Genomic DNA, 19,206 nt, shown 5'->3' with positions numbered 1-19,206 from the left:
GTACGATGATCACTCTGGGATATTGACATGAGTACGGAGCACGGACTGCCTGAACGCGAGGGCATGGATTATGACGTGGTGGTGGTCGGCGCCGGGCCTGCCGGCCTTGCCACCGCCATTCGCCTGAAGCAGCAGGCGGCCGAGCGCGGCAGCGACATCTCGGTGGTGGTGGTGGAGAAGGGCTCCGAGGTGGGCGCCCATATCCTTTCCGGCGCGGTCATCGATCCGGTCGGCCTCGACGCGCTCCTGCCCGGCTGGCGCGAGGAGGCGGACGCGCCGCTCTCCGTCCAGGTCAACGATGACCATTTCTACCTGCTCGGCCCCGCCGGCGGCATCCGCCTGCCCAATTTCGCCATGCCGCCGCTGATGAACAATCACGGCAATTTCGTCGGCTCGCTGGGCAATGTCTGCCGCTTCCTCGCCACCAGGGCCGAGGCGCTGGGGGTGGAGATCTATCCCGGCTTTGCCGCCGACGAGATCCTCTTTGACGACAAGGGCGCGGTGACCGGCATCGCCACCGGCGACATGGGCGTCGACAAGAACGGCTTGCCCAAGGGCGAGTTCACCCGCGGCATGGAATTGCGCGGCCGCTACACCGTGTTCGCCGAGGGCGCGCGGGGCCATCTCACCAAGCAGCTCATCGCCAAGTACGGCCTCGACGCCGGTCGCGACGTGCCGAAATTCGGCATCGGCCTGAAGGAGCTGTGGAAGGTGAAGCCGGAGAAGCACAAGCCCGGCCTGGTGCAGCACGGCTTCGGCTGGCCGCTCGACGGCAAGACCGGCGGTGGCGCCTTCATCTACCATATGGAGGACGAGCAGGTGATGGTGGGCTTCGTGGTCCACCTCAACTACCAGAACCCCTGGCTCTCGCCCTTCGACGAGTTCCAGCGCTTCAAGACCCATCCCTTTTTCCGCGACACCTTCGAGGGCGGCAAGCGCATCGCCTATGGCGCGCGCGCCCTCTCGGAAGGCGGCTACCAGAGCGTGCCGAAGCTCAGCTTCCCCGGCGGCGTGCTGGTGGGCTGCGCGGCGGGCTTCGTGAACGTGCCGCGCATCAAGGGCAGCCACAACGCGGTGCTCTCCGGGATTCTGGCCGCCGACCACCTCGCCGGCGCGCTGGGCGAGGATCGCGGCCATGACGAACTCATCAGCTACGAGGCGGCGTGGCGCTCATCCGCCATCGGTGCGGACCTGAAGAAGGTGCGCAATGTGAAGCCGCTGTGGTCGAAGCTCGGCACCTTCATCGGCATTCCGCTGGGCGCGCTGGACATGTGGACCAACACGCTGGGCTTCTCCCTGTTCGGCACCCTGAAGCACGGCAAGACCGACGCCGCCTCCCTGAAGCCGGCGAAGGATTGCAAGAAGATCACCTATCCCCGCCCCGACGGCGTGCTCACCTTTGACAAGCTGTCGTCGGTGTTCCTGTCCAACACCAACCACGAGGAGAACCAGCAGGTGCATCTGGTGGTGAAGGACATGGCCCTGCAGAAGGCGTCGGAGCACGACATCTATGCCGGCCCGTCCAACCGCTACTGCCCGGCCGGCGTCTACGAGTGGATCGAGGAGGGGGCGGACGCGCCGCGTTTCCAGATCAACGCGCAGAACTGCGTCCACTGCAAGACCTGCGACATCAAGGACCCCAACCAGAACATCACCTGGACCGCCCCCGAGGGTGGCGGTGGGCCCAACTATCCAAATATGTGAGGGACGCATCACGACCGGGAGGGAGGCAACCTGAACTGCGTTTCCAGGTGCGGATTTGCGGTCTTATGCCGCTGCCGCCGACCTCGGCGGCTTTCGGTTGCGGTGGCTGGGCGGATTGCTGGCACGAAGGGAAGCCGGTTTGGAAGCACCTGACGCCGCGGCCGCTTCTTCCTGCTCGACGAGGTGATTATCTCGTTTGGCCTCCTCTATGGGGACCACCTTGCTTCCAGTTACGTACGGTTGGCAGTCCCCACAGACCGAACAAAAAGCAAGAGACCGCTTTTCGGCGAGACGCCAACGTCTGCTCCTGTGAAGGGTTTCGGATGCCGGCCCGATCACGACAGCGGGACTGGGCATGCGGGCCGGCGTCGGAAAGCCTCCAGGGGAGGAAACCGCGGTTCGACGTGCACGACGGTCGAGGTCTTTGCGGTGCTATGGGGATTTGAGGCAGGCGTTGACGGGGGAGACACCGATCGAGGGACCGATATCGAGGTACATGATGGGGCCAATGCACTCCGGTCGTGTTCCGGTCTTCGCGGCAACAACATCTTTCCGGTGCCGCAATGATGATGGACGCGGCCTTGCCGATGACAAAGCGCGTGCGGCCCCGATGCCGGAGATGGCGTTGCCTTCGACGAGACACTGGTGCCGGGGAACGGGCTCGGCGCTCATGAGCTGTCGAACCTGAAGGGTTCAGCGGACCATGTCCGGGGCAGTGCCCCATGGGCGAATGTCTCGATGACGGTCATGGAGCCGCCGCAGCACCGGCAGCGCAGAGCTGTTGCCTCCTTTTTCTCGTCGACGGAGGATGGCGCCAGGCGTTGCGAGTTCTCCTCCCGCGGCTCCAGCAGCGCGCGGATCCTGTCGATGTTGGCGGCGCGGACCGCGCTGGCGAACAGGCCGTAGTGCCGGATGCGGTGGATGAACTCGTCCGCCGGCAGGATCAAGGCCTTGATCCAGCCGTTGCCGGTGGCCTTGGCCCGGGCGCGATAGTCCTTCCAGCGGAAGGTGACCCCACGGTCGTCCATGGAGATGAGCCGGCTGTTGGAGATGGCGACGCGGTGCGTGTAGCGCGACAGATAGGCCAGCACCGCGGCAGGGCCGGCGAACGGACGCTTGGCGTAGACCAACCCACTCGGCGCGGCGCAGGGGTGCCAGCATGGCCTCGAACGCCCCCTTCTCCGCCAGCGGGACGAGATCACCGAAGAAGGCGAGCCGGCCGGTGGCGTGGAGCCTCCGCAGACCGTCGAGGAAGAAGCCGCCGGAACAGGCGGGACAGCACCCGCACCGGCAGGAAGAACCGGGCTCGGCCGGCAATCCAGCGGGTACCATCAGTCGAGAGCCCGCCGCCGGGCACCACGGCATGGATATGGGGATGGTGGGTGAGCGCCGATCCCCAGGTATGGAGCACCGCAGTGATGCCGATGCGGACGCCGAGATGCCTCGGGTCAGCGGCGATGGTGGCCAGAGGCATACGTCACCTCGCGCCGGCAGCGGAAGAAGGTGGAGATGCTGTTCGCCCACCTGAAGCGCATCCTCAGGCTCGACCGCCTGCGACTGCGCGGCCCGAACAGTGCCCGGGACGAGTTCCATCTCGCTGCCACCGCTCAGAACCTCAGGAAGCTCGCCAAGCTGGTGCCCAACGGCCCCAGAGCCGTGACGGCTTGAAGGAGAAGCGCACGCCCCTCACGAGTGCCAATGTCGCCACGCCTCCAGCGCCGACTTTTTCAACGGAATCGGCGCGATCTGGAGGTCCGCGGATGCGGTGGACCGAGGCCGGTCACCCCTCGGAGAGCGGCAACCGGTCCAGGTCGGCGATGAGACCGGGGCCGGCCGGCTCCCAGCCCAGCTTCTTCCGAGTCTGCTCGCTCGAGGCAGGCAAGCTGTGGGTCATGAAGGAGGAAAGCCAGCCGAAGTGGGTCTCCGCCGCCTCCGGAGCGATGGGCGTGACCGGAAGCTGGAGCCGTCGGCCGACCGCTTCCACGATATGGCGGAACAGCACGCCTTCTTCCGCCACTGCATGGTACCTGGCCGACGGCTCAGCCCTTTCGACGGCCAGCCGATAGAGGCGCGCGACGTCGAGGACATGGGCGGCGGGCCAGCAATTCTCGCCGTCTCCCACATAGGTGCACACGCCTTGCGCGCGGAACATCGCGATGGCGTAGCTGACGAGCCCTTGCCGGGCCGTGTCGTGCACTTGCGGCAGGCGCACCACCGAAACGTTGGCGCCATCGGCGGCGAGGGCGGCGGCAGCCTCTTCCGAGGCCGCGCGGGGATTGGTTTGCGAACTCAGCGCCGCATTATCTTCCTTGGCGGGCGCGCCGGGCGCGGTTTTCGCGATGGCGGTCCCGGAGGTCACGATCAGAGGACGGCTGGAACCGGCGAGTGTGGAGCCGAGCGCCAGGATGACCCGGCGGTCGTCCTCGCAATTGGCGACGAATTTCGAGAAATCGTGGTTGAATGCCAGATGGATGACGCCGTCGCATTGGGCCGCAGCACAGGTCAGATCTTGCAAATCCTCGAGCGATCCCCGATGAACCCCGGCGCCGGTGTTCAGCAACGCCGTCGCCTTCTCCGGCGAACGGGCCAGCCCGAGCACCTGGTGGCCGGCTGCGATCAATTCCTTGACGACGGCGGAGCCGATAAAGCCGGTCGCGCCGGTGACAAACACACGCATGGGAAAGGTCTCCGCGGGTTGACGGGAGACGGGTTTCGGCGCCTTAGCTATCCGGGTAAAGTCGTGAGCTTATACGGGTATAATGACTAACAGCATGGCCGATCCCACGCGCGACGAAAACCGGCTCGGGGCCTATCTGAAGGATCGGCGCGGGAAGCTCGATCCTGCCGCCCTCGGCTTTTCCCCGGCGCGGCGGCGCACCCCCGGCCTGCGCCGGGAGGAGGTGGCGCAACGCGCCAATATCAGCCCCACCTGGTACACGTGGCTGGAGCAGGGACGCGGCGGCGCCCCTTCCGCCGACGTGCTCAACCGTATCGCGCGCGCCTTGATGCTGACCGACCTGGAGCGCGAGCATCTCTTCCTGCTCGGTCTCGGCCGCGCCCCCGAAGTGCGCTACAGGAAGAATGACGACGTCTCGCCCCGTCTGCAGCACGTGCTCGATGCGCTCGACCCCAGTCCCGCCTTCATCCGGACCGCATTGTGGGACGTGGTCGCCTGGAACAGGGCGGCGACGGTGATGCTCACCGATTACGGCAAGCTGCCGCCGGAGGAGCGCAACATTCTGCGCTTCATCTTCCTCGATCCACGGGTGCGCGCCGCCCAGGCGGACTGGGAGAGCGTCGCGCGGCTCGTGGTCGGCGCGTTCCGCGCGGCGGCGGCGCGAGCGGGTGCTGCGGCGGAAATAAAACCCCTCGTCGAAGAGCTCTGCCGTCTCAGCCCGGAATTCGCGGCCCTGTGGCGCGACAACGACATCCATGGCCAGGGCGAAGGCCTCAAGCACATCCGCCACCCGGTTCTGGGCACCGTGACGCTTGAATTCTCCACCTTCACGGTGGAGGGCCGCTCTGATCTCAGCATGGTCGTCTACAATCCGGCGACCCCTGCCGATGCGGCGAGGATCAGGGGTTTGGTGGAGGCGAAGGCTGGTTCTGAGTGAAGAGCGACGGTGCGAGCGGGGGCGATCTCGGGAAGGACTTCAATGTCTGGAAGGGGAGCGCGGCCCCATTGATCCGGAGGGTCGTCATGCGCTCCGTCTGGCGCGCGCGAATGCGCCCGGTGACGTGCCGACCCGCCGGCGAAACGCGGTGCTGAAGGCGCTTGCGGACTCATAGCCGAGCTGTTCCGCGAGGCGTTCCAGCGATTGTCCGCCGCGGCTCAGGGCGTTCTGCGCCAGGGCCATCCGCCAACGCGACAGATACTCGATGGGCGCGCAGCCGACGACGTCAGAAAATCGGGCAGCGAAGGCAGAGCGCGACATGCCGGCGACAGCCGCCAGCTCGGCCACCGTCCATCCGGTTCGAACGTCGGTATGCATGCCCCGCAGCACCCCGGCGAGCGCCGGGTCTTGCAGTCCCGCCAGCAAGCCCGCGGGCAAGGCGCCGTGGTCCCGGCCGCGCCAACGCAGGCACTCCACCAGCAGCACCTCCAGCAGCCGCTCCAGGATCATGTCCCAGCCGGGCCGATCGGCTCCACATTCCTCCATCATCAGATCGACAAGACGGCCGAGCCGGCCGGTATCACCGTCAGACGAACGGATGTGGATCATGGACGGCAGCAGCTCGAGCAGAACCGGCGCATTGACAGGATCGATCCTGAAGCTGCCGCCGAGCATTCGGAAATCCGGCTCGCCTTCCAAATCCCCGTGGTGGACGGCCTCGCTCGACGGGGCGCACGGCGCACAGGCGACGCCGGGCCGGCTGAACAGGGTGAACGATGGCGTATCGGGCAGGAGCACGAAGTCGCCGCGGTCGAGCAGAACCGGCTCTTCTTTCTCGATCGCAAGCCAGCATTGCCCGGCGAGCACGATGGCAAACCCCGGCTGCCCATAGGCGGCGTAGCTCGCCCCCCAATCGCCGCCCCCGGTGATTGGCTTGGACAAAGCGGCGCTCGGGCGCAGCAGAGAGATGACCTCGCTGAGGGGATCCATTCTGGACGAGCAATAATGATTTTAGGCATATTGATTATATATCGTATCGCCAGCCTGTCTATCCTGCAGGGGAACACGGAGACAGGCATGACCCCCACCATTCTCATCACCGGCACCTCCTCAGGCTACGGCAAGGCGATCGCGGAGCACTTTCTGGCTCAGGGTTGGAATGTCGTCGCCACCATGCGCCGGCCGGCCCCCGGCATCTTTCCCGTTTCGGATCGGCTGCGCGTCCTGCAGCTCGATGTCACCGATGGTGACAGCATCACCCACGCCATCGCTGACGCGGTTGCGGCGTTCGGTGCCATCGATGTTCTGGTGAACAATGCCGGGATCGGCATGGCCTCCGTGGTGGAAGCGACACCGGACAGCATCATCCGCGAGATCTTCGAGACGAACAGCTTCGGCGTGTTCGCAACATGCCGCGCCATCATTCCGCACATGCGCCGGCAGGGACATGGTGTCATCGTCAACGTGACGTCCAGCACGGCCATCGGCGTCATGCCGCTGGTGGCGATCTACGCCGCCAGCAAGTGTGCCGTGGAAGGCTATACGGAATCCCTGTCCTATGAGCTGGAGCCGTTCGGCATCCGCGCCCGCCTCGTGGAACCCGGCTACGCCCCGACGACGAATTTCACCACCAATGGTGGCCCGCGCATGCAAGGCCTGATCCCGGCGGACTACGAGGCCTTCGCCCTCGGGTGCTTCCAGAAGATGGCCCATTATCCGACCGCCTATTGCACCGAGGCAGAGGTGGCGCAGGCTGTGTTCACGGCTGCGACGGCCGAGGGCGAAGAGATCCGCTATCCGGCAGGTCCCGACACCCGGCTCCTCGCGGAGCTGCGCTGGAGCACTTCTGAACCCCATTATCTGGAGAAGATGCGGGAGATGTTCCGCCCGAATCTCCCAAGCCGTGCCCTTGCCGACACGCGCGCGCTCTGAGGCTGCGCCATCGCGCCAGCCATCATGGCGGCGGGACTGTTTGACCGCCTGCGGTGCGAACATTGGTCATCGCGCAAGAGCCCCTGTCTCACGGTTTGGGAACACCGCCTTCCTCAGAGACCTCCTGCACCAACCTCGGCCCCTGCGCGAGCCGCCGCCCCAGCGCCGCGACGAATGCCTCATACCGCTCCCCCACCTTGGCTCGCGCGGCCTGGGCCGTCGGCTCGGGCAATGCCGGCGTGGTGGCCAGCCAGAATCGCACGAACACGGCCAGCGTCTCGACAGAGATGCCGAGGTCTCGTTCCAGCCGGGCGATCCGCCTGTCCAGCTGATCAAGGCGCTTCGCGACGGCAGCCTCCCGCTGCTCGGCCGCGTCTGGAGACAGGAAGGAGGCAATGGCAGCCTCCGCGATCAGAGACTGAGGCTGATCCCGCCGAGCGGCATAATCGGCGAGAAGCCGCATAGTGGCCGGATCGAGATAGACCGAGATCTGCGCCTTCTTCTTGCGTAGGGCCATCGCCGTCACAGCTCCATGCTGTCATTGGGATCGAGCGAAACCTGGCGCGCGACGCCCTGCATCGTGCGTGTCATGCGACTGGTCCGGGCGACGTCGTCCTCGCTGTCGTCGATCAGATAGATCTCGAACTCGTTGGGGGGCTGCTCATGGGCCTCCACCACCCGCGCCAATTCCGGCTGGCGCCGCTGTTCGGAGCTGGTGGTATCCTCGTCGTCGCTCCCCTCGACCATCAAGTTGATCTGTGAAGGCACGGGCTGCGGAAAGACGCTCCAGTCGTCGGGCTGACGATCGCGAGGGGCCAGGAGCTCCGGCGGGTGCAGCACCCGCTCCCTGAACCGCTCATCCTCGTAATATCGCGCCTTCTTCGCCCGGATCGGCGGCGTACCGGCGATCATGACAATCTCGTCCGCCGGCGGAAGCTGCATCACCTCGCCGGCAGTGAGCAGTGGTCGGGCTGTTTCCGAGCGCGACACCATAAGGTGCCCGAGCCAGGGCGACAGCCGGTGGCCGGCATAGTTTTTCATGGCCTTCATCTCCGTGGCGGTGCCGAGGGCATCGGACACGCGTTTCGCCGTGCGCTCGTCGTTGGTCGCGAAGCTCACCCGCACATGGCAGTTGTCGAGGATGGAGTTGTTCGGCCCGTAGGCCTTCTCGATCTGGTTCAGGGACTGGGCGATGAGGAAGCTCTTGAGCCCGTAGCCCGCCATGAAGGCAAGCGCGCTCTCGAAGAAGTCGAGCCGCCCGAGCGCGGGGAACTCGTCCAGCATGAGCAGGAGGCGATGCCGGCCGGCCTTCGCCTGCAGATCCTCTGTGAGGCGGCGCCCCACCTGGTTCAGGATCAGGCGGATCAGCGGCTTCGTGCGATTGATGTCCGAGGGCGGCACCACAAGGTAGAGGCTGGTCGGGCGGCCACCTGCCACCAGGTCGGTGATCCGCCAGTCGCAGCGCCGAGTCACCTCGGCCACCACGGGATCTCGGTAGAGCCCGAGGAAGGACATGGCGGTGGAAAGCACGCCGGACCGTTCGTTCTCGGATTTGTTGAGGAGCTCGCGGGCGGCGCTGGCGATTACGGGATGGGGACCCGCCTCTCCGAGGTGAGCCGTCGTCATCATGGCGGCGAGGGTCGTCTCGATGGGCCGCCGGGGATCAGAGAGGAAGGCCGCGACACCGGCCAGGGTCTTGTCCCGCTCGGCATAGAGCACATGGAGGATGGCGCCCACCAGCAGAGCATGGCTGGTCTTCTCCCAGTGATTGCGCTTCTCGAGGGAGCCCTCGGGGTCCACGAGGATGTCGGCGATGTTCTGGACGTCGCGCACCTCCCATTCCCCGCGGCGGACCTCCAGCAGGGGATTGTAGGCAGAGGAGCGCACATTGGTGGGGTCGAACAGCAGCACGCGCCCATGCTTCGCCCGGAAGCCTGCGGTGAGCTGCCAGTTCTCGCCCTTGATGTCGTGGACGATGGCCGAGCCCGGCCAGGTGAGCAGCGAGGGCACGACGAGGCCGACGCCCTTGCCGGAGCGGGTGGGCGCGAAGCACAGGACGTGCTCGGGTCCATCATGGCGCAGATAGTCCCGCCCATGGCGGCCGAGCACAACCCCGTCGGAACCGACAAGTCCGGCTGACCGGATCTCGTCCGGCTCGGCCCAGCGGGCGGAGCCATAGGTCTCGACGCGCCTCGCCTCCCGCGCCCGCCAGACCGACAGGCCGATGGCGATCGCGATGGACAGGAACCCGCCCGAGGCGGCGATGAAGGCGCCTTCTGTGAAAATCTCCGGCGCATAGGCGTCGTAAAAATACCACCACCAGAAGAAAGCCGGCGGGTGATAGACGGGCCAGTGCCCCAGCACGAACCAGGGCGGGCCGAGCTGGTCCTGGAAGCCCAGCCGCCAGGCGACATATTCCGTCGCCCCCCACGTGGTGGCCAACACGATGGCGAAGACGGCGAGGATCTGGCCCCAGAGGATCTTGGTCGCGGACATACTGCGGTCCCTTCACGGTTAAGGTCAGAGGCCGAGGCCGCGCTTGCGGCCGAAGGACCAGTCGATGCCGCCGTCAGTTCGGGCGACGCCGGAGATGTGCTTGCCCAGCTGCTTCTCCAGCGAAGGCGTCCAGGGCACGAGCTGGAAGCCGAGGCCGTCGTCGATCATGGCGAAGCGCCCCGAGGCCAGCGCAAAGCGCTGACGGTAGGTGCCGGAGACATAGTCTCCCCCGCCAGATCGATTGAACGGCCGTCCGGTCTCGGCAGCGAGCTTCCCGCCCAGAGCGTCCACCTCCCATTTGCGCAACGTCTCGATCAGGTCACGGGCGAAGGTGACGCGCTGGCCTTGACGCTCGGCCAACCCCTCCCGGACCAGATGGTCGGCGCGACGTTCCATCGCCCCGCGCACCTCGGCGCCGAAGCCGCCCTTTGACAGGGACGCCGGCGCACGGCTGAGCGCCTGCCGGTCGAGCCAGGTGGCGCCGGAGGCCGTGATCTGCCGCTCGATGTCGAGGTCGGAGCGGACCGCGAGCGCAACCCGCGCCTGACCCCGCCCATCCTCGAACCTCCGGAGTTCGACGATGGAGCCGGGAGCGCCGTCGCCAGTCGCCTCGAGGTCGGGCAGTCGGATGTGATGGGTCCGTCCGTCGATGCCATCCACCACGGCATAGACCGTACCCTTCAGCTCGTCATCGAGGCCTCGATCCACGAGACGACCAATGATAGGAGCATCCAGGTTCTCGCCGGCGAGCACATAGCTTGCCGTGCCGCGCTCGATACCTTGGTCGCTGAGCGCGCGGTGCATCCGCTTGATGATGTCGCCGCGCTCTCCGAGGGCACGGAGCGTCGCCTCGGCCTTCTCGTCGATCACCCACTGGCCCGGGCCAATCTCATCGGCGAGGCCGAGGGCCTGGAGCTTGCGCAGCCGGCCGACCTTCATCGGCAGGAAAGCGTCCGCCCCACCATCGGCATCGCGCGCGACGTCAATGACGCCAACCTCGCGCTGGTCGCGGATCAGCTGGCGATCGAGCTGGGTCCATCTGTCAGCCTCCACCTGCTGCTCGACGGCGCGGTGGATGTCGAGGTCGGTACGCGGCCCCAGCTCCTGGGTGACGAGATCCTGCGCACGGGCGCGCATGCCCTCCTTGATGTAGTCACGGGAGATGACGAGGTCCTGGCCGTCATCGGTCCGGCCCCGCACCAATATGTGGAGGTGGGGATTGTCGGTGTTCCAGTGGTCGACCCCGACCCAGTCAAGCTTTGTGCCGAGGTCCTTCTCGATCTGGCCCATGAGGTCGCGAGCGAAGGACCGGAGGTCGGCCATGTCCGCCGCATCCTCGGGCGACACGATGAAGCGGAAATGGTGCCGGTCGTCGGTACAGCGCTCCGCAAAGACACGGCCGTTCCCGTCCTCGGCGCTCGGCCCGAACAGGCGCGCCTTCTCTCCGTCCCGGGTCACGCCCTCTCGCCGTAGATAACTCAGGTGCGCGACGAACGGTGTGGCCCTCGCCGTATGCCGGACCACGCGGGTCTTGATCACAACGATCCGCGAACGCCCGGTGAGCAAGCGATTGGCGACGATGCTCGCCGCCCGGCCGCGTCCGAAGTGCGAGTGGGTGCCGGAGGAGATGCGGCCGGATCGGGAGACATGCCCGCCGGCCTTCTGGGCCGCCGTAAGGGCTTGGGCGATGAAGGGGCGGGCCCGCTGCGTGCGGGTCGAGCGGATGCGGCCGGGGCGGACGCGGAATTCACGCTCATCAGCCATGACGCAGCCCCGCAATGTGGGAGAACATCAATGAAACTAGAGGCTTGAGCGTTCGATGCACATTGCAGATCTGCAGCGCAATGTGCGTTTGGATGGAAATCCCCCTGCAAAAACAACCGCCCGACCGGAGCGCACCTTGCGCCCTTTTATCTCGCCATCGAACTGTCGTTTCCTGCGTCTCCCCTCCAAACCTTCGCCTGACCACGATATCGCCCGACAGGATACGAATGAGCCTCGTCGCGGTCATGGCGCGCCTCCCAGGCCGCCACGAGCGACGAACAGAGCCGCCGACTGCGGAACGATGGCTGAGATATCGCGTACCTCAGGCACTGGCTGAACGCGATCGTGTGACGCCAGATCTGCAGCCGACGTGCGGATCGGCTGCACCGCAAAGATTGGAGATTGAGCCCAGGATGGCGTCTCGACCGCCGGCGTGGAGCGCGATGTCGGCGAGGAGGGCTGAGCCTCTCCGCGCGCGATGTCCGGCGCCAGCCTGTCGACATAGGCGCGCGTCTCCGGTGGCAGGGGGCGCCCTTTCCGCGAAGCCTCGTAGCGGCCCGGCCCCGCATTGTAGGCCGCGAGGAAGCCGGGATTGCCATAGCGGTCGAATAGCTCCCGCAGATAGGCGGCGCCCGCCACGATGTTGTCGTGCGGGTCGTAGGGATCCTCGCCGAGACCGTAATGGATGCGCAGTTCGGCCCAGGTCTGCGGCATGATCTGCATCAGCCCCATTGCGCCTTTGGACGAGGTCGAGCGCGCGTCGCCGTCGCTTTCGGCGCGCATGACGGTCCGGATCCAGGCTGCGGGAATGTCGAAACGCTCCGCCGCCTCCGCGATGAAATCGGCGTAGCGATCGCTCGGCGAAGGTGGGGTCTGTGGCCCTCGTGTTTCCGCCGCCATGGCTGTTGTTGGCCAGGCGCAGGGCACTCCGGAAAGGAGAAGAAGCACCAGCGCACGGGGGCAAATGAGCACTCGCATCGATGCGTGTACGCCATCGCAGGCGCAAGAAAACAGTATGGCCCGCAGCATGACGGCCTCTCGAGGTGTGATGAAGGTGGAGATGGTCGGTGGCGCTCAGCGCGTCGGCGCGCGCCAGACAAAGTGCCCGTCGCCAGCCTCGTCGGTGTAGATCGGCACGGCACGGCGCGGCCGATCACGGTGCTTGCGGGCAGTGGCCCGAAATACCGTCCGTCGAGACTGTCCGGCACGTCGAAGTTCATGAGGAAGAGCTCGCCTTCCGCGATGCGCCGACAGCCGCGCCAGACCGGCAGGGGACGGCCGATACTGTCGCGCTCCAGCGCCTCGCCGTAAGCCACGCCATCGACGGTGATGGTGCGGTCCTTGCGGCAGACTTCCTGTCCGGGAAGCGCCGCCACGCGCTTCATCAATGGGACGCCCGCGCCCACATAGCCGCGCTCCACCAGGAAACGGGCGAGCGCCGCCTGCTGCGTGATGGCCAGGAGGTCCGTGACCTCGAGCCTGCGCGCCGGCTCGATGGCATAGAGCCCAATGGGCGCGCTTGCGGAGACGTTCCACACCAGCTTCAGCGGTGTCGGAACGAACACAGCGACTGCCGTGCCCATGACAAAGAAGTAGGTGACCATCACGTAGCCGAAGCGGGTCATTCCTCGCACTCCCGCCGCTTCAGCCACGCCGCATGGCGCTCGACCGTGTAAGTTCGGGGCGTGTGGCCGGCCGCCAGGCGGTTGTGAACGTGACGCCAATGGTCCGGCGCCACGTCTGCGCCATGGATGCCGAGGGTATCGATGGCATCCACGTGCTGGAGCACCTTCTCCACCTTCGGCCAGCCATCGACGCGCAGCAGGATCTCGCCACCCGGTCGCACGAAGGGAAGCGTCTGGTAGGCCTCGCCGGGTGCGACGGCGCGCACGATGTCGATGCGCGACACCACGGTGCCGAAGTCGTTTGCCGCCCATCGGACGAAGGCGAAGATCGTCCCGGGTGCAAACGATACGATGCGGCGGCTGCGGTCGAGGGCTTGCGCATGGACGGGCCGGCCGAAGCGGATCCAGTTCTCGATCCGCTTCTCGATCCAGGTGAGTTCCACATGGGTGAGCGGATCTGATGTCGGCGCGGCGGGTGACGGGACGATAGGCTTGGGAACCGAGGATGGCACCGGCGGGCTCATCATGAGGCCTCTCCTGATGTCGGGGGAAATTCTCGGGCGAGGAGATCGCGGAGCATGTCCGCGACGGTCTGGCCGCGACTGAAGGCGGCGATCTTGATCCGCCCGCGCAGGTCGGGCGTGACGTCGATGGTGAGCCGCGCGGTAAAGGCGCCGGATGAGCCATCACCTGCCGGTTTGGCCTCGGCGGCCTTGATCCAGCGCTCCGGATCAGCCGGGCGCGCGGCGAAGCCCTTGCGGATCGGTGGCGCGCTCATGGCAGGCGTCTCGGACCCGCGAGACCGGCGATCTCCGCCGCCAGCGCCGTGATCTCGCGCGCAGCCGGGCCACCTTCGTCGAGCTCGCTGACGAGCCGCCCGGACTGGGCGGACATGGCGAAGGCGACGCGCTGGCCGATGGTGGTTGCGAGCACGGGCGGATCGTGATCCGCCAGTGTCTCGGCGGTCTCGCGGGCGAGCACAGTGCGGGTGCCGCAGCGGTTCAGCACGAAGCGTGCTGCCAGTTCCGGCCGGTAGATGCGCGCCTCATTCAGGAGCGCGAGCATCTCCGCGGAGGCCCAACCATCGAGGGGCGAGGGCTGCACCGGGATCAGCACGAGATCGGCGGCGAGGAGCGCCGAGCGCATCAGACCGGCCACGCGCGGTGGCCCGTCGATGACGATCATGTCGGCATGGCGTGCCAACTCGGGAGCTTCGCGGTGCAACGTGTCTCGTGCCAGCCCGACGACGCCGAACAGGCGTGGCAGGCCCTCGCGACTGCGTTGCTGCGACCAGTCGAGGGCGGAGCCCTGGGGATCCGCATCGATGAGCGTGACGCGCTGACCGCGGTTCGCCCACGCCCCGGCGAGATGCAAAGCGAGCGTCGTCTTGCCGACACCGCCCTTCTGATTGAGCAGCGCGACGATCATCGCGGGCCTCCCGATGTGTCGGCAGGCATCGTCTCGGTTGCGGAAAGAGGTTCTGGCGCCTGAAATCCGTCTTTACGGAAAGACGGAAGACGTTGATCTTTAGAGGTGCGCAGGTGGGCAGGTTTTCGGGCCGGCTGAGTGCGATTGTCCACATCGCCCGCGCGCCTTTTAAGGTTAGAGTCTATGTTAGACTCTAAGTTAGGGGTGCGATTTTGCGTTTTCGGGCTTGGGGTTAACCCCTGTTTCGGTTCCCGAAAGCACGAGGGGCCAGTTCCTGATGGCACGTGGCACCGGGTTCCCGATGGCACGAAGGGATTCACAGGTCGTCCACAGGCCGGCTCGAAAGCGAGCAGCGCGCGCGCACCCGCGTCACACTCCAGGAACAGGGTGTAGCCGGGCAGCGGCTGGCGGCGAATGATGTCCCTGAGCTCGAAGGCGAAGCGCTTGAAGGGCGAGAGGCTGCCCGATTTCAGGTGGAGGTGGCGGAAGTCGAAGCGCCAGCCGGCGTGCTGGCGGCCGCCGTGCTTGCGCACCAGCCGGTAGAGCCAGCGCTCCAACCCGCCCGTTAGCTCGAAATAGGCCCGGTCGATGGTGAGGACGAGGGCGTCCTCCACGATGGCGCAATAAAACCAGTCGGGGACGATGAGCTCGATTCCCGCGGGTCTGCCATCCCGGTCGGTGCGCTCCTTCCACTCGTTGATCCAGGAGAAGCGATGGCGCCGTCCCTCGGCCCGCTGGCGGATCGAGGTGGACACGGTGGTGGATTGCAGCCGGTCGAGCGCCGCCTTCATGCGCTGATAGTCCCGCAGCGAGGTGCCGCGCCCCACGAACCTGAGGATCTCATAGGGGGTGGCGACCACGAAGCGCGACGTGCGCAGGCCAGCGTCGCGGGCCTCCACGATCTGGCTCGCCGCCCAGATCAGGATGTCGGCGTCCCAGATGGTCGCCATGCCGTGGTCAGGCACGGCCTCGACCCGGATGGAGACATCGCCGGCGGCAAAATCGATGGGCGCGATGCGATGGGTCTTGGAGAGGGAGAAGAAGGGATAGGCCATGAGATCCTGCGCATCTCGTGGCGCGAACGCGCCGGGAAGCGCGCGGAACAGATCGAGCTGTCCGCGCTCCGGCTGGGAGTGATGCCGCGCCGCCATGGAGAAGGGCTCCGATCAGCGTGCGAAGCGGTGGGGCTCGGCAAGGCCAGGCAGGCCCTGGCGCTTGGCCGGCAGGATCGAGCCGCGGGGATCGGAGGTGGAGGTGACCGCGCCGCGGGCGACCCAGGCCTGCAGATCCTCGATGGCATAGACGACGCGACCGCCGAGCTTGCGATAGGCGGGACCGGTTCCGTAGGTGCGGTGCTTTTCGAGCGTCCGGGGCGACAGGCTGAGGAAGACGGCGGCTTCCTTGGTGCGCAAGTAGCGTGGCGGCAGCGGGACAGCGTCGGGTCGCATGGATCGAACCTCCGTGGGCGATCTCGGGCCGCTGGTCATCAGCGGCGGATGGCGATCACGGTGGCGAAGGGCAGCCGTCGAGGGGGATGGGGAAGTTTGGGGGGGCGAAAATCCCCACCCTCAGGATGCCGCCGATGCGGCTATGGTCTTCTGCGATGACGCAGGAGCTTGAGATATCCGCCGCCGATCATGGCGAGGCCGCCTTTGACGAGGCCGATGACCTTGTCGCGCAGCGCCGAGGTTTTCCAGGGCTCGGACGCAACGCGCTTGGGGCCGTAAAGGACCGCGGCGATGTCGCGATAGCTGGCGCCGTTCGCCCGACCATCGGCCGCCAGCATCATGGTGCGCAGTCGGCCACGCTGCTGGGCGGTAACGCGGGTGTCGGGGATCAATGGCCGACCCTCGACAGCACGCCAGAAGCGGGTCAGCGCTTCCATCCGCCCTATGGTGTCCGCATCCAGCGGGATCAATGCCGCCAGTGGCGTGTCGGGGCGAGTCCCGGTCAGCAGCAGCACCTGCGCGGCATGGGGTGCCGGACCATGGACCCAGTATCGTCCCTCGGTGCTATCGCGCGGCGCAACCATGCCGCCGAACGACACGCTGGGCGCGCCCGGAAGAAACGCGGGCTGTTGGGCAAGAAGCACGATGGCCGGATCGACCACCGGCGACCACGGGACGTTCTGTTCCACGGCGGAGAGAGATGGCCGCGCGGCGAAATCGCAGCCCCCAGCGCTGCTCCACCTCCCGGGGGAGCGGGTCGGCATCCGAGCCGGCCTTCACGAGGGACTGGTAGTGGTCCTGGTAGGTCTCGTCCCGGCGCAGGCATTCCCAGGCGAGGCCTTCGACGGAGAGGTCGTCGAAATAATCGTAGCTGGCGCTATCGCGCCAACGCGATGTGTCCGGCTTCATTTTCTCGGCTCCGCATCACTGGCGTGCGTGTCGAGCAAGGACAATCAGGGATTAAGGGTATTGGGGGAAGCCGGCCGGGGAGCATCGCGTGATGCGACTGCGGCATCACCCCTGCGAACGGGCAGCGACGTCAGACAATACGGCTGAGGAGGTCCTTGTAGCCGCTGGAGGCCACCCATCGGGCGCGCGCCAGATGGCTGTCATGGACGCGCTGGGCACGTTCGGGCTCCCGAGCCGCGTCGATGCCGAACAGCACCGAGGCGATCTCCTCCCAGCCAGCGCCATCCGCCGTGGCATCGAGCAGGCGTGCATAGAGCTTGATATGCCCCCGGTCGTAGTCGGTGAGCTCGGGAGCGGTAGGGACGGTATCTGCAAACGCGTCGGTCATGTCACACCACGTTTCCATGCCTGGCGCAGCCTTCGTCCCTTCTAGACGACGACGGATCGTGAAGCGAGCCAGCGCGCTGGGAGCGTTCCCAGGGTCGCTCGATAAGCGCTTGGCATCGGGAGTGCCGCCGTCTAACCCGCTAGGGTCACTTGATTACATATTATAGTTGATAAGCTCAAAGTGTGTAAATTGCGATCCGTCTGCGCATGGATATGCGCAAGCTGGTCGGCCGGAATTTCGCGCGCCTACGTCAGGAGAAGGGCCTGACGCAGGAGGACGTGGAAGCGCGCTCCGGTTTCAGCCAGCAGTACATCAGCGGCCTGGAACGCGGACGACGCAATCCGACAGTGATCACCCTCTACGAGCTGGCTCAGGCGCTGGGCGTCAGCCACGTCGAGCTGGTGCAGCCCGACGGTAACGACTGACCGGCGAACCTGATGGTAGGAAAGCCCCGGCCTGAACCGGCCGGGGCCTTGGGTGGCTCACTCGCCACGGCGCCCGCTCGGTCGGGACCAGATCAGCGAGAAGGTGTCGCCGTCCTCGTCGTCGAAGAGGTTGGCGTAGATGGGGGCGTTGAAGCTCGGGTCGTCGAGCTTGAGGCCCAGATAGTCGCGGCCCTCGCTGGAGCGCTTGGACCAGGCGGCGCCGATCTCGATCCGGCCCACCAGGACTCGGTGGCTGGGCGCGTTCTCGCCGTTGGCCCGCAGGTCGGGGACGATGCGCACGCCCTTGGCCTGGACGCTGAGGGTGACGATCTCGCCGGTGAACTCGTTCGCGCCGGTCTTCTTGAAGGTGCCGATGGTGGCCATTGTCGATCTCCGTCTTCCGTTTCCGAGCCCACACCGTTGCGGCCTCGATGGCGATCGAAAGGCCGCGGGCGAGCGACGCCGCATCCCGCCGGGCCACCGGCTTAGGGGCCGCAGCGCAGCGGAGGACGGCGCAGAGGCGGCTTTCTTGTTCCGCGCGGAATGGGCGATCCGGGCCCCCGAAGGGGTGGTCGTCCAGGGGAAGAAAGTCGTGACGCGCCGTTGCGGCATAGGCGGTCGAGGCGCAGCCGTCCTGCGGCCAGATCCGCCCATCAGAGAGGCCGTATGGAGCGCGCGATGACGGATACCGACGGAGAGGATGGCCGTTGGGTGCCCATGAAGAGAGGGAACGGAAATTTCGGCGTACATCCCGGTGGCTCGTGGCATGGCGAGCCTTCGTTGCGATCCACATGCTGAACCGGCCGCTTCCGAAGCCCGGAGCGTAAGCGCGTCTTAGGGCACCGCCTGTCCCTCGTTTCGGCTGGGAAAGATCGCTGGTCGCCAACGCTCCCGCGCTTCACAGCCCCTCGTCGCAATGGCTCCAGGACGAAATCGGCGGGCCTCCGGAGCTACTGATGCTCTCCTGGGAGCTGGGCCTGGGCGCGAAGGAGACCCGGCTGTTTGGACGGGCGCCGGCACCTTCGTGACTTGCTTGAACGCCGCAATGCCAACCGCCACCGCACCTATTGCGGCGAAGGAGGCCTGCCAGATGCTTGACGGCACGAGGTAGCGAACGATGCCGAAGATGACGCAGTAGCCGCAGACCATGGCCGGCATCACGAACGCACCCACGACGATCGTCCTTGCCCAAAGGGAGCGGGTCGTCAGGATCAGGACGTGACCGGCGCCGAAGACAAGGAGGGCGGCGGCGGTCCCGAGAACGACAGCCCCAATGGCGCCTGCATCGCGCTGATAGGCCCAACTTGCCGCTGTGATCCCCATGATGACGGGGAGTGCCAAGGTCGCGAGCTCGAACAGCAGCCAACAGAACAGGCCCGCGGCAATGCAGGCGACGATGATAACGGGCATGATCATGGCGGCGGCTCCGCAAAGGTGGGGCGCTCGCGCCTCCACCACCGCGGCGCGACAATC

At 66.5% G+C, this 19,206-nt stretch carries 20 protein-coding genes and 3 pseudogenes; 5 read left to right on the top strand and 18 right to left on the bottom strand.

All coding sequences use genetic code 11. From position 1 onward, the window contains the following. Positions 1–27: 27 nt before the first annotated feature. Complete coding sequence (locus D7006_RS05595) at positions 28–1,704, top strand: electron transfer flavoprotein-ubiquinone oxidoreductase (protein ID WP_237355869.1); 1,677 nt, start codon at positions 28–30, stop codon at positions 1,702–1,704. 838 nt (positions 1,705–2,542) lie between these two features. Here D7006_RS05595 and D7006_RS05590 read toward each other — a convergent pair. Beyond that, positions 2,543–3,172, bottom strand: a pseudogene (locus tag D7006_RS05590) (transposase); the annotation flags it as partial. 5 nt (positions 3,173–3,177) lie between these two features. Between D7006_RS05590 and D7006_RS05585 the strand changes: the two are divergent. Further along, positions 3,178–3,372, top strand: a pseudogene (locus tag D7006_RS05585) (transposase); the annotation flags it as partial. A 112-nt stretch (positions 3,373–3,484) separates the two neighbouring features. Here the strand turns inward: D7006_RS05585 and D7006_RS05580 are convergent. Continuing rightward, a complete protein-coding gene (locus D7006_RS05580) occupies positions 3,485–4,381 on the bottom strand; it encodes an SDR family oxidoreductase (RefSeq protein WP_237355868.1) in 897 nt (298 codons plus the stop codon). Between the two features lie 94 nt (positions 4,382–4,475). Here D7006_RS05580 and D7006_RS05575 point away from each other — a divergent pair, with 94 nt between their 5' ends. After that, a complete protein-coding gene (locus D7006_RS05575; protein ID WP_229644294.1) occupies positions 4,476–5,318 on the top strand; it encodes a helix-turn-helix transcriptional regulator in 843 nt (280 codons plus the stop codon). Positions 5,319–5,402: 84 nt separating this feature from the next. Here D7006_RS05575 and D7006_RS05570 read toward each other — a convergent pair whose 3' ends face one another. Next, positions 5,403–6,308: an AraC family transcriptional regulator gene (locus D7006_RS05570; RefSeq protein WP_229644295.1), complete on the bottom strand. Its 906-nt coding sequence runs from the start codon at positions 6,306–6,308 to the stop codon at positions 5,403–5,405. Positions 6,309–6,395: 87 nt separating this feature from the next. On the opposite strand from D7006_RS05570, the gene D7006_RS05565 reads away from it, so the two are divergent. Beyond that, on the top strand, positions 6,396–7,250 hold the full coding sequence (locus D7006_RS05565) for an SDR family oxidoreductase (RefSeq protein WP_229646964.1): 855 nt from the start codon (positions 6,396–6,398) through the stop codon (positions 7,248–7,250). Between the two features lie 88 nt (positions 7,251–7,338). Here D7006_RS05565 and D7006_RS05560 read toward each other — a convergent pair whose 3' ends face one another. The 13 genes and pseudogenes from D7006_RS05560 to D7006_RS05500 all read right to left on the bottom strand — a co-directional run bounded on the left by D7006_RS05560 (position 7,339) and on the right by D7006_RS05500 (position 17,308). Beyond that, positions 7,339–7,767 carry a CopG family transcriptional regulator gene (locus tag D7006_RS05560; protein WP_229644296.1) on the bottom strand — a complete coding sequence of 143 codons (429 nt, stop codon included), beginning with the start codon at positions 7,765–7,767 and terminating at the stop codon, positions 7,339–7,341. Positions 7,768–7,772: 5 nt separating this feature from the next. Next, the gene (locus D7006_RS05555) at positions 7,773–9,746 is read right to left on the bottom strand and encodes a conjugal transfer protein TraG (RefSeq protein WP_229644297.1); all 1,974 of its coding nucleotides are present in this window, start codon (positions 9,744–9,746) and stop codon (positions 7,773–7,775) included. A 24-nt stretch (positions 9,747–9,770) separates the two neighbouring features. After that, the gene (locus tag D7006_RS05550; protein WP_237355867.1) at positions 9,771–11,510 is read right to left on the bottom strand and encodes a VirD2 family relaxase/mobilization nuclease; all 1,740 of its coding nucleotides are present in this window, start codon (positions 11,508–11,510) and stop codon (positions 9,771–9,773) included. A gap of 243 nt (positions 11,511–11,753) precedes the next feature. Continuing rightward, positions 11,754–12,293: a lytic transglycosylase domain-containing protein gene (locus tag D7006_RS05545; RefSeq protein WP_237356858.1), complete on the bottom strand. Its 540-nt coding sequence runs from the start codon at positions 12,291–12,293 to the stop codon at positions 11,754–11,756. Between the two features lie 291 nt (positions 12,294–12,584). After that, positions 12,585–13,135: pseudogene (locus tag D7006_RS05540) on the bottom strand (S26 family signal peptidase). Then, positions 13,132–13,662 (bottom strand): DUF2840 domain-containing protein, encoded by a 531-nt coding sequence (locus tag D7006_RS05535; RefSeq protein ID WP_237355866.1) that lies wholly within the window; start codon positions 13,660–13,662, stop codon positions 13,132–13,134. Before D7006_RS05535 ends, D7006_RS05540 begins: the two are co-directional and overlap by 4 nt. After that, complete coding sequence (locus tag D7006_RS05530) at positions 13,659–13,913, bottom strand: hypothetical protein (RefSeq protein ID WP_237355865.1); 255 nt, start codon at positions 13,911–13,913, stop codon at positions 13,659–13,661. Before D7006_RS05530 ends, D7006_RS05535 begins: the two co-directional genes overlap by 4 nt. After that, positions 13,910–14,563, bottom strand: coding sequence for a ParA family partition ATPase (gene parA, locus D7006_RS05525; RefSeq protein WP_237355864.1), 654 nt, complete (start codon positions 14,561–14,563; stop codon positions 13,910–13,912). The genes D7006_RS05530 and parA overlap by 4 nt, the downstream gene beginning before the upstream one ends. Then, on the bottom strand, positions 14,560–15,714 hold the full coding sequence (locus D7006_RS05520) for a replication initiator protein A (protein ID WP_237355863.1): 1,155 nt from the start codon (positions 15,712–15,714) through the stop codon (positions 14,560–14,562). Before D7006_RS05520 ends, parA begins: the two co-directional genes overlap by 4 nt. A gap of 15 nt (positions 15,715–15,729) precedes the next feature. Beyond that, the gene (locus D7006_RS05515; protein ID WP_237355862.1) at positions 15,730–16,011 is read right to left on the bottom strand and encodes an AlpA family transcriptional regulator; all 282 of its coding nucleotides are present in this window, start codon (positions 16,009–16,011) and stop codon (positions 15,730–15,732) included. A gap of 140 nt (positions 16,012–16,151) precedes the next feature. Next, positions 16,152–16,610, bottom strand: a complete 459-nt coding sequence (locus D7006_RS05510) for a DUF2285 domain-containing protein (RefSeq protein WP_237355861.1) — start codon at positions 16,608–16,610, stop codon at positions 16,152–16,154. Beyond that, positions 16,576–16,920, bottom strand: a complete 345-nt coding sequence (locus tag D7006_RS05505; protein WP_237355860.1) for a transcriptional regulator domain-containing protein — start codon at positions 16,918–16,920, stop codon at positions 16,576–16,578. The genes D7006_RS05510 and D7006_RS05505 overlap by 35 nt, the downstream gene beginning before the upstream one ends. 130 nt (positions 16,921–17,050) lie before the next feature. Further along, complete coding sequence (locus D7006_RS05500; RefSeq protein ID WP_237356857.1) at positions 17,051–17,308, bottom strand: DNA -binding domain-containing protein; 258 nt, start codon at positions 17,306–17,308, stop codon at positions 17,051–17,053. 206 nt (positions 17,309–17,514) lie between these two features. On the opposite strand from D7006_RS05500, the gene D7006_RS05495 reads away from it, so the two are divergent. Beyond that, positions 17,515–17,733 carry a helix-turn-helix domain-containing protein gene (locus D7006_RS05495; protein ID WP_237353990.1) on the top strand — a complete coding sequence of 73 codons (219 nt, stop codon included), beginning with the start codon at positions 17,515–17,517 and terminating at the stop codon, positions 17,731–17,733. Between the two features lie 57 nt (positions 17,734–17,790). On the opposite strand, the gene D7006_RS05490 is transcribed toward D7006_RS05495, so the two are convergent. After that, positions 17,791–18,117 carry a DUF736 domain-containing protein gene (locus D7006_RS05490; RefSeq protein WP_237355859.1) on the bottom strand — a complete coding sequence of 109 codons (327 nt, stop codon included), beginning with the start codon at positions 18,115–18,117 and terminating at the stop codon, positions 17,791–17,793. Positions 18,118–18,567: 450 nt separating this feature from the next. Beyond that, entirely contained in the window at positions 18,568–19,149 is a 582-nt protein-coding gene (locus D7006_RS05485; RefSeq protein WP_237355858.1) for a hypothetical protein, read from the bottom strand. Between the last annotated feature and the right edge of the window lie 57 nt (positions 19,150–19,206).

The organism is Xanthobacter sp. YC-JY1, assembly GCF_021730305.1.
GTDB classification, from domain to species: Bacteria; Pseudomonadota; Alphaproteobacteria; order Rhizobiales; family Xanthobacteraceae; genus Xanthobacter; species Xanthobacter flavus.
This window is presented reverse-complemented; position numbering and strand designations above follow the sequence as displayed.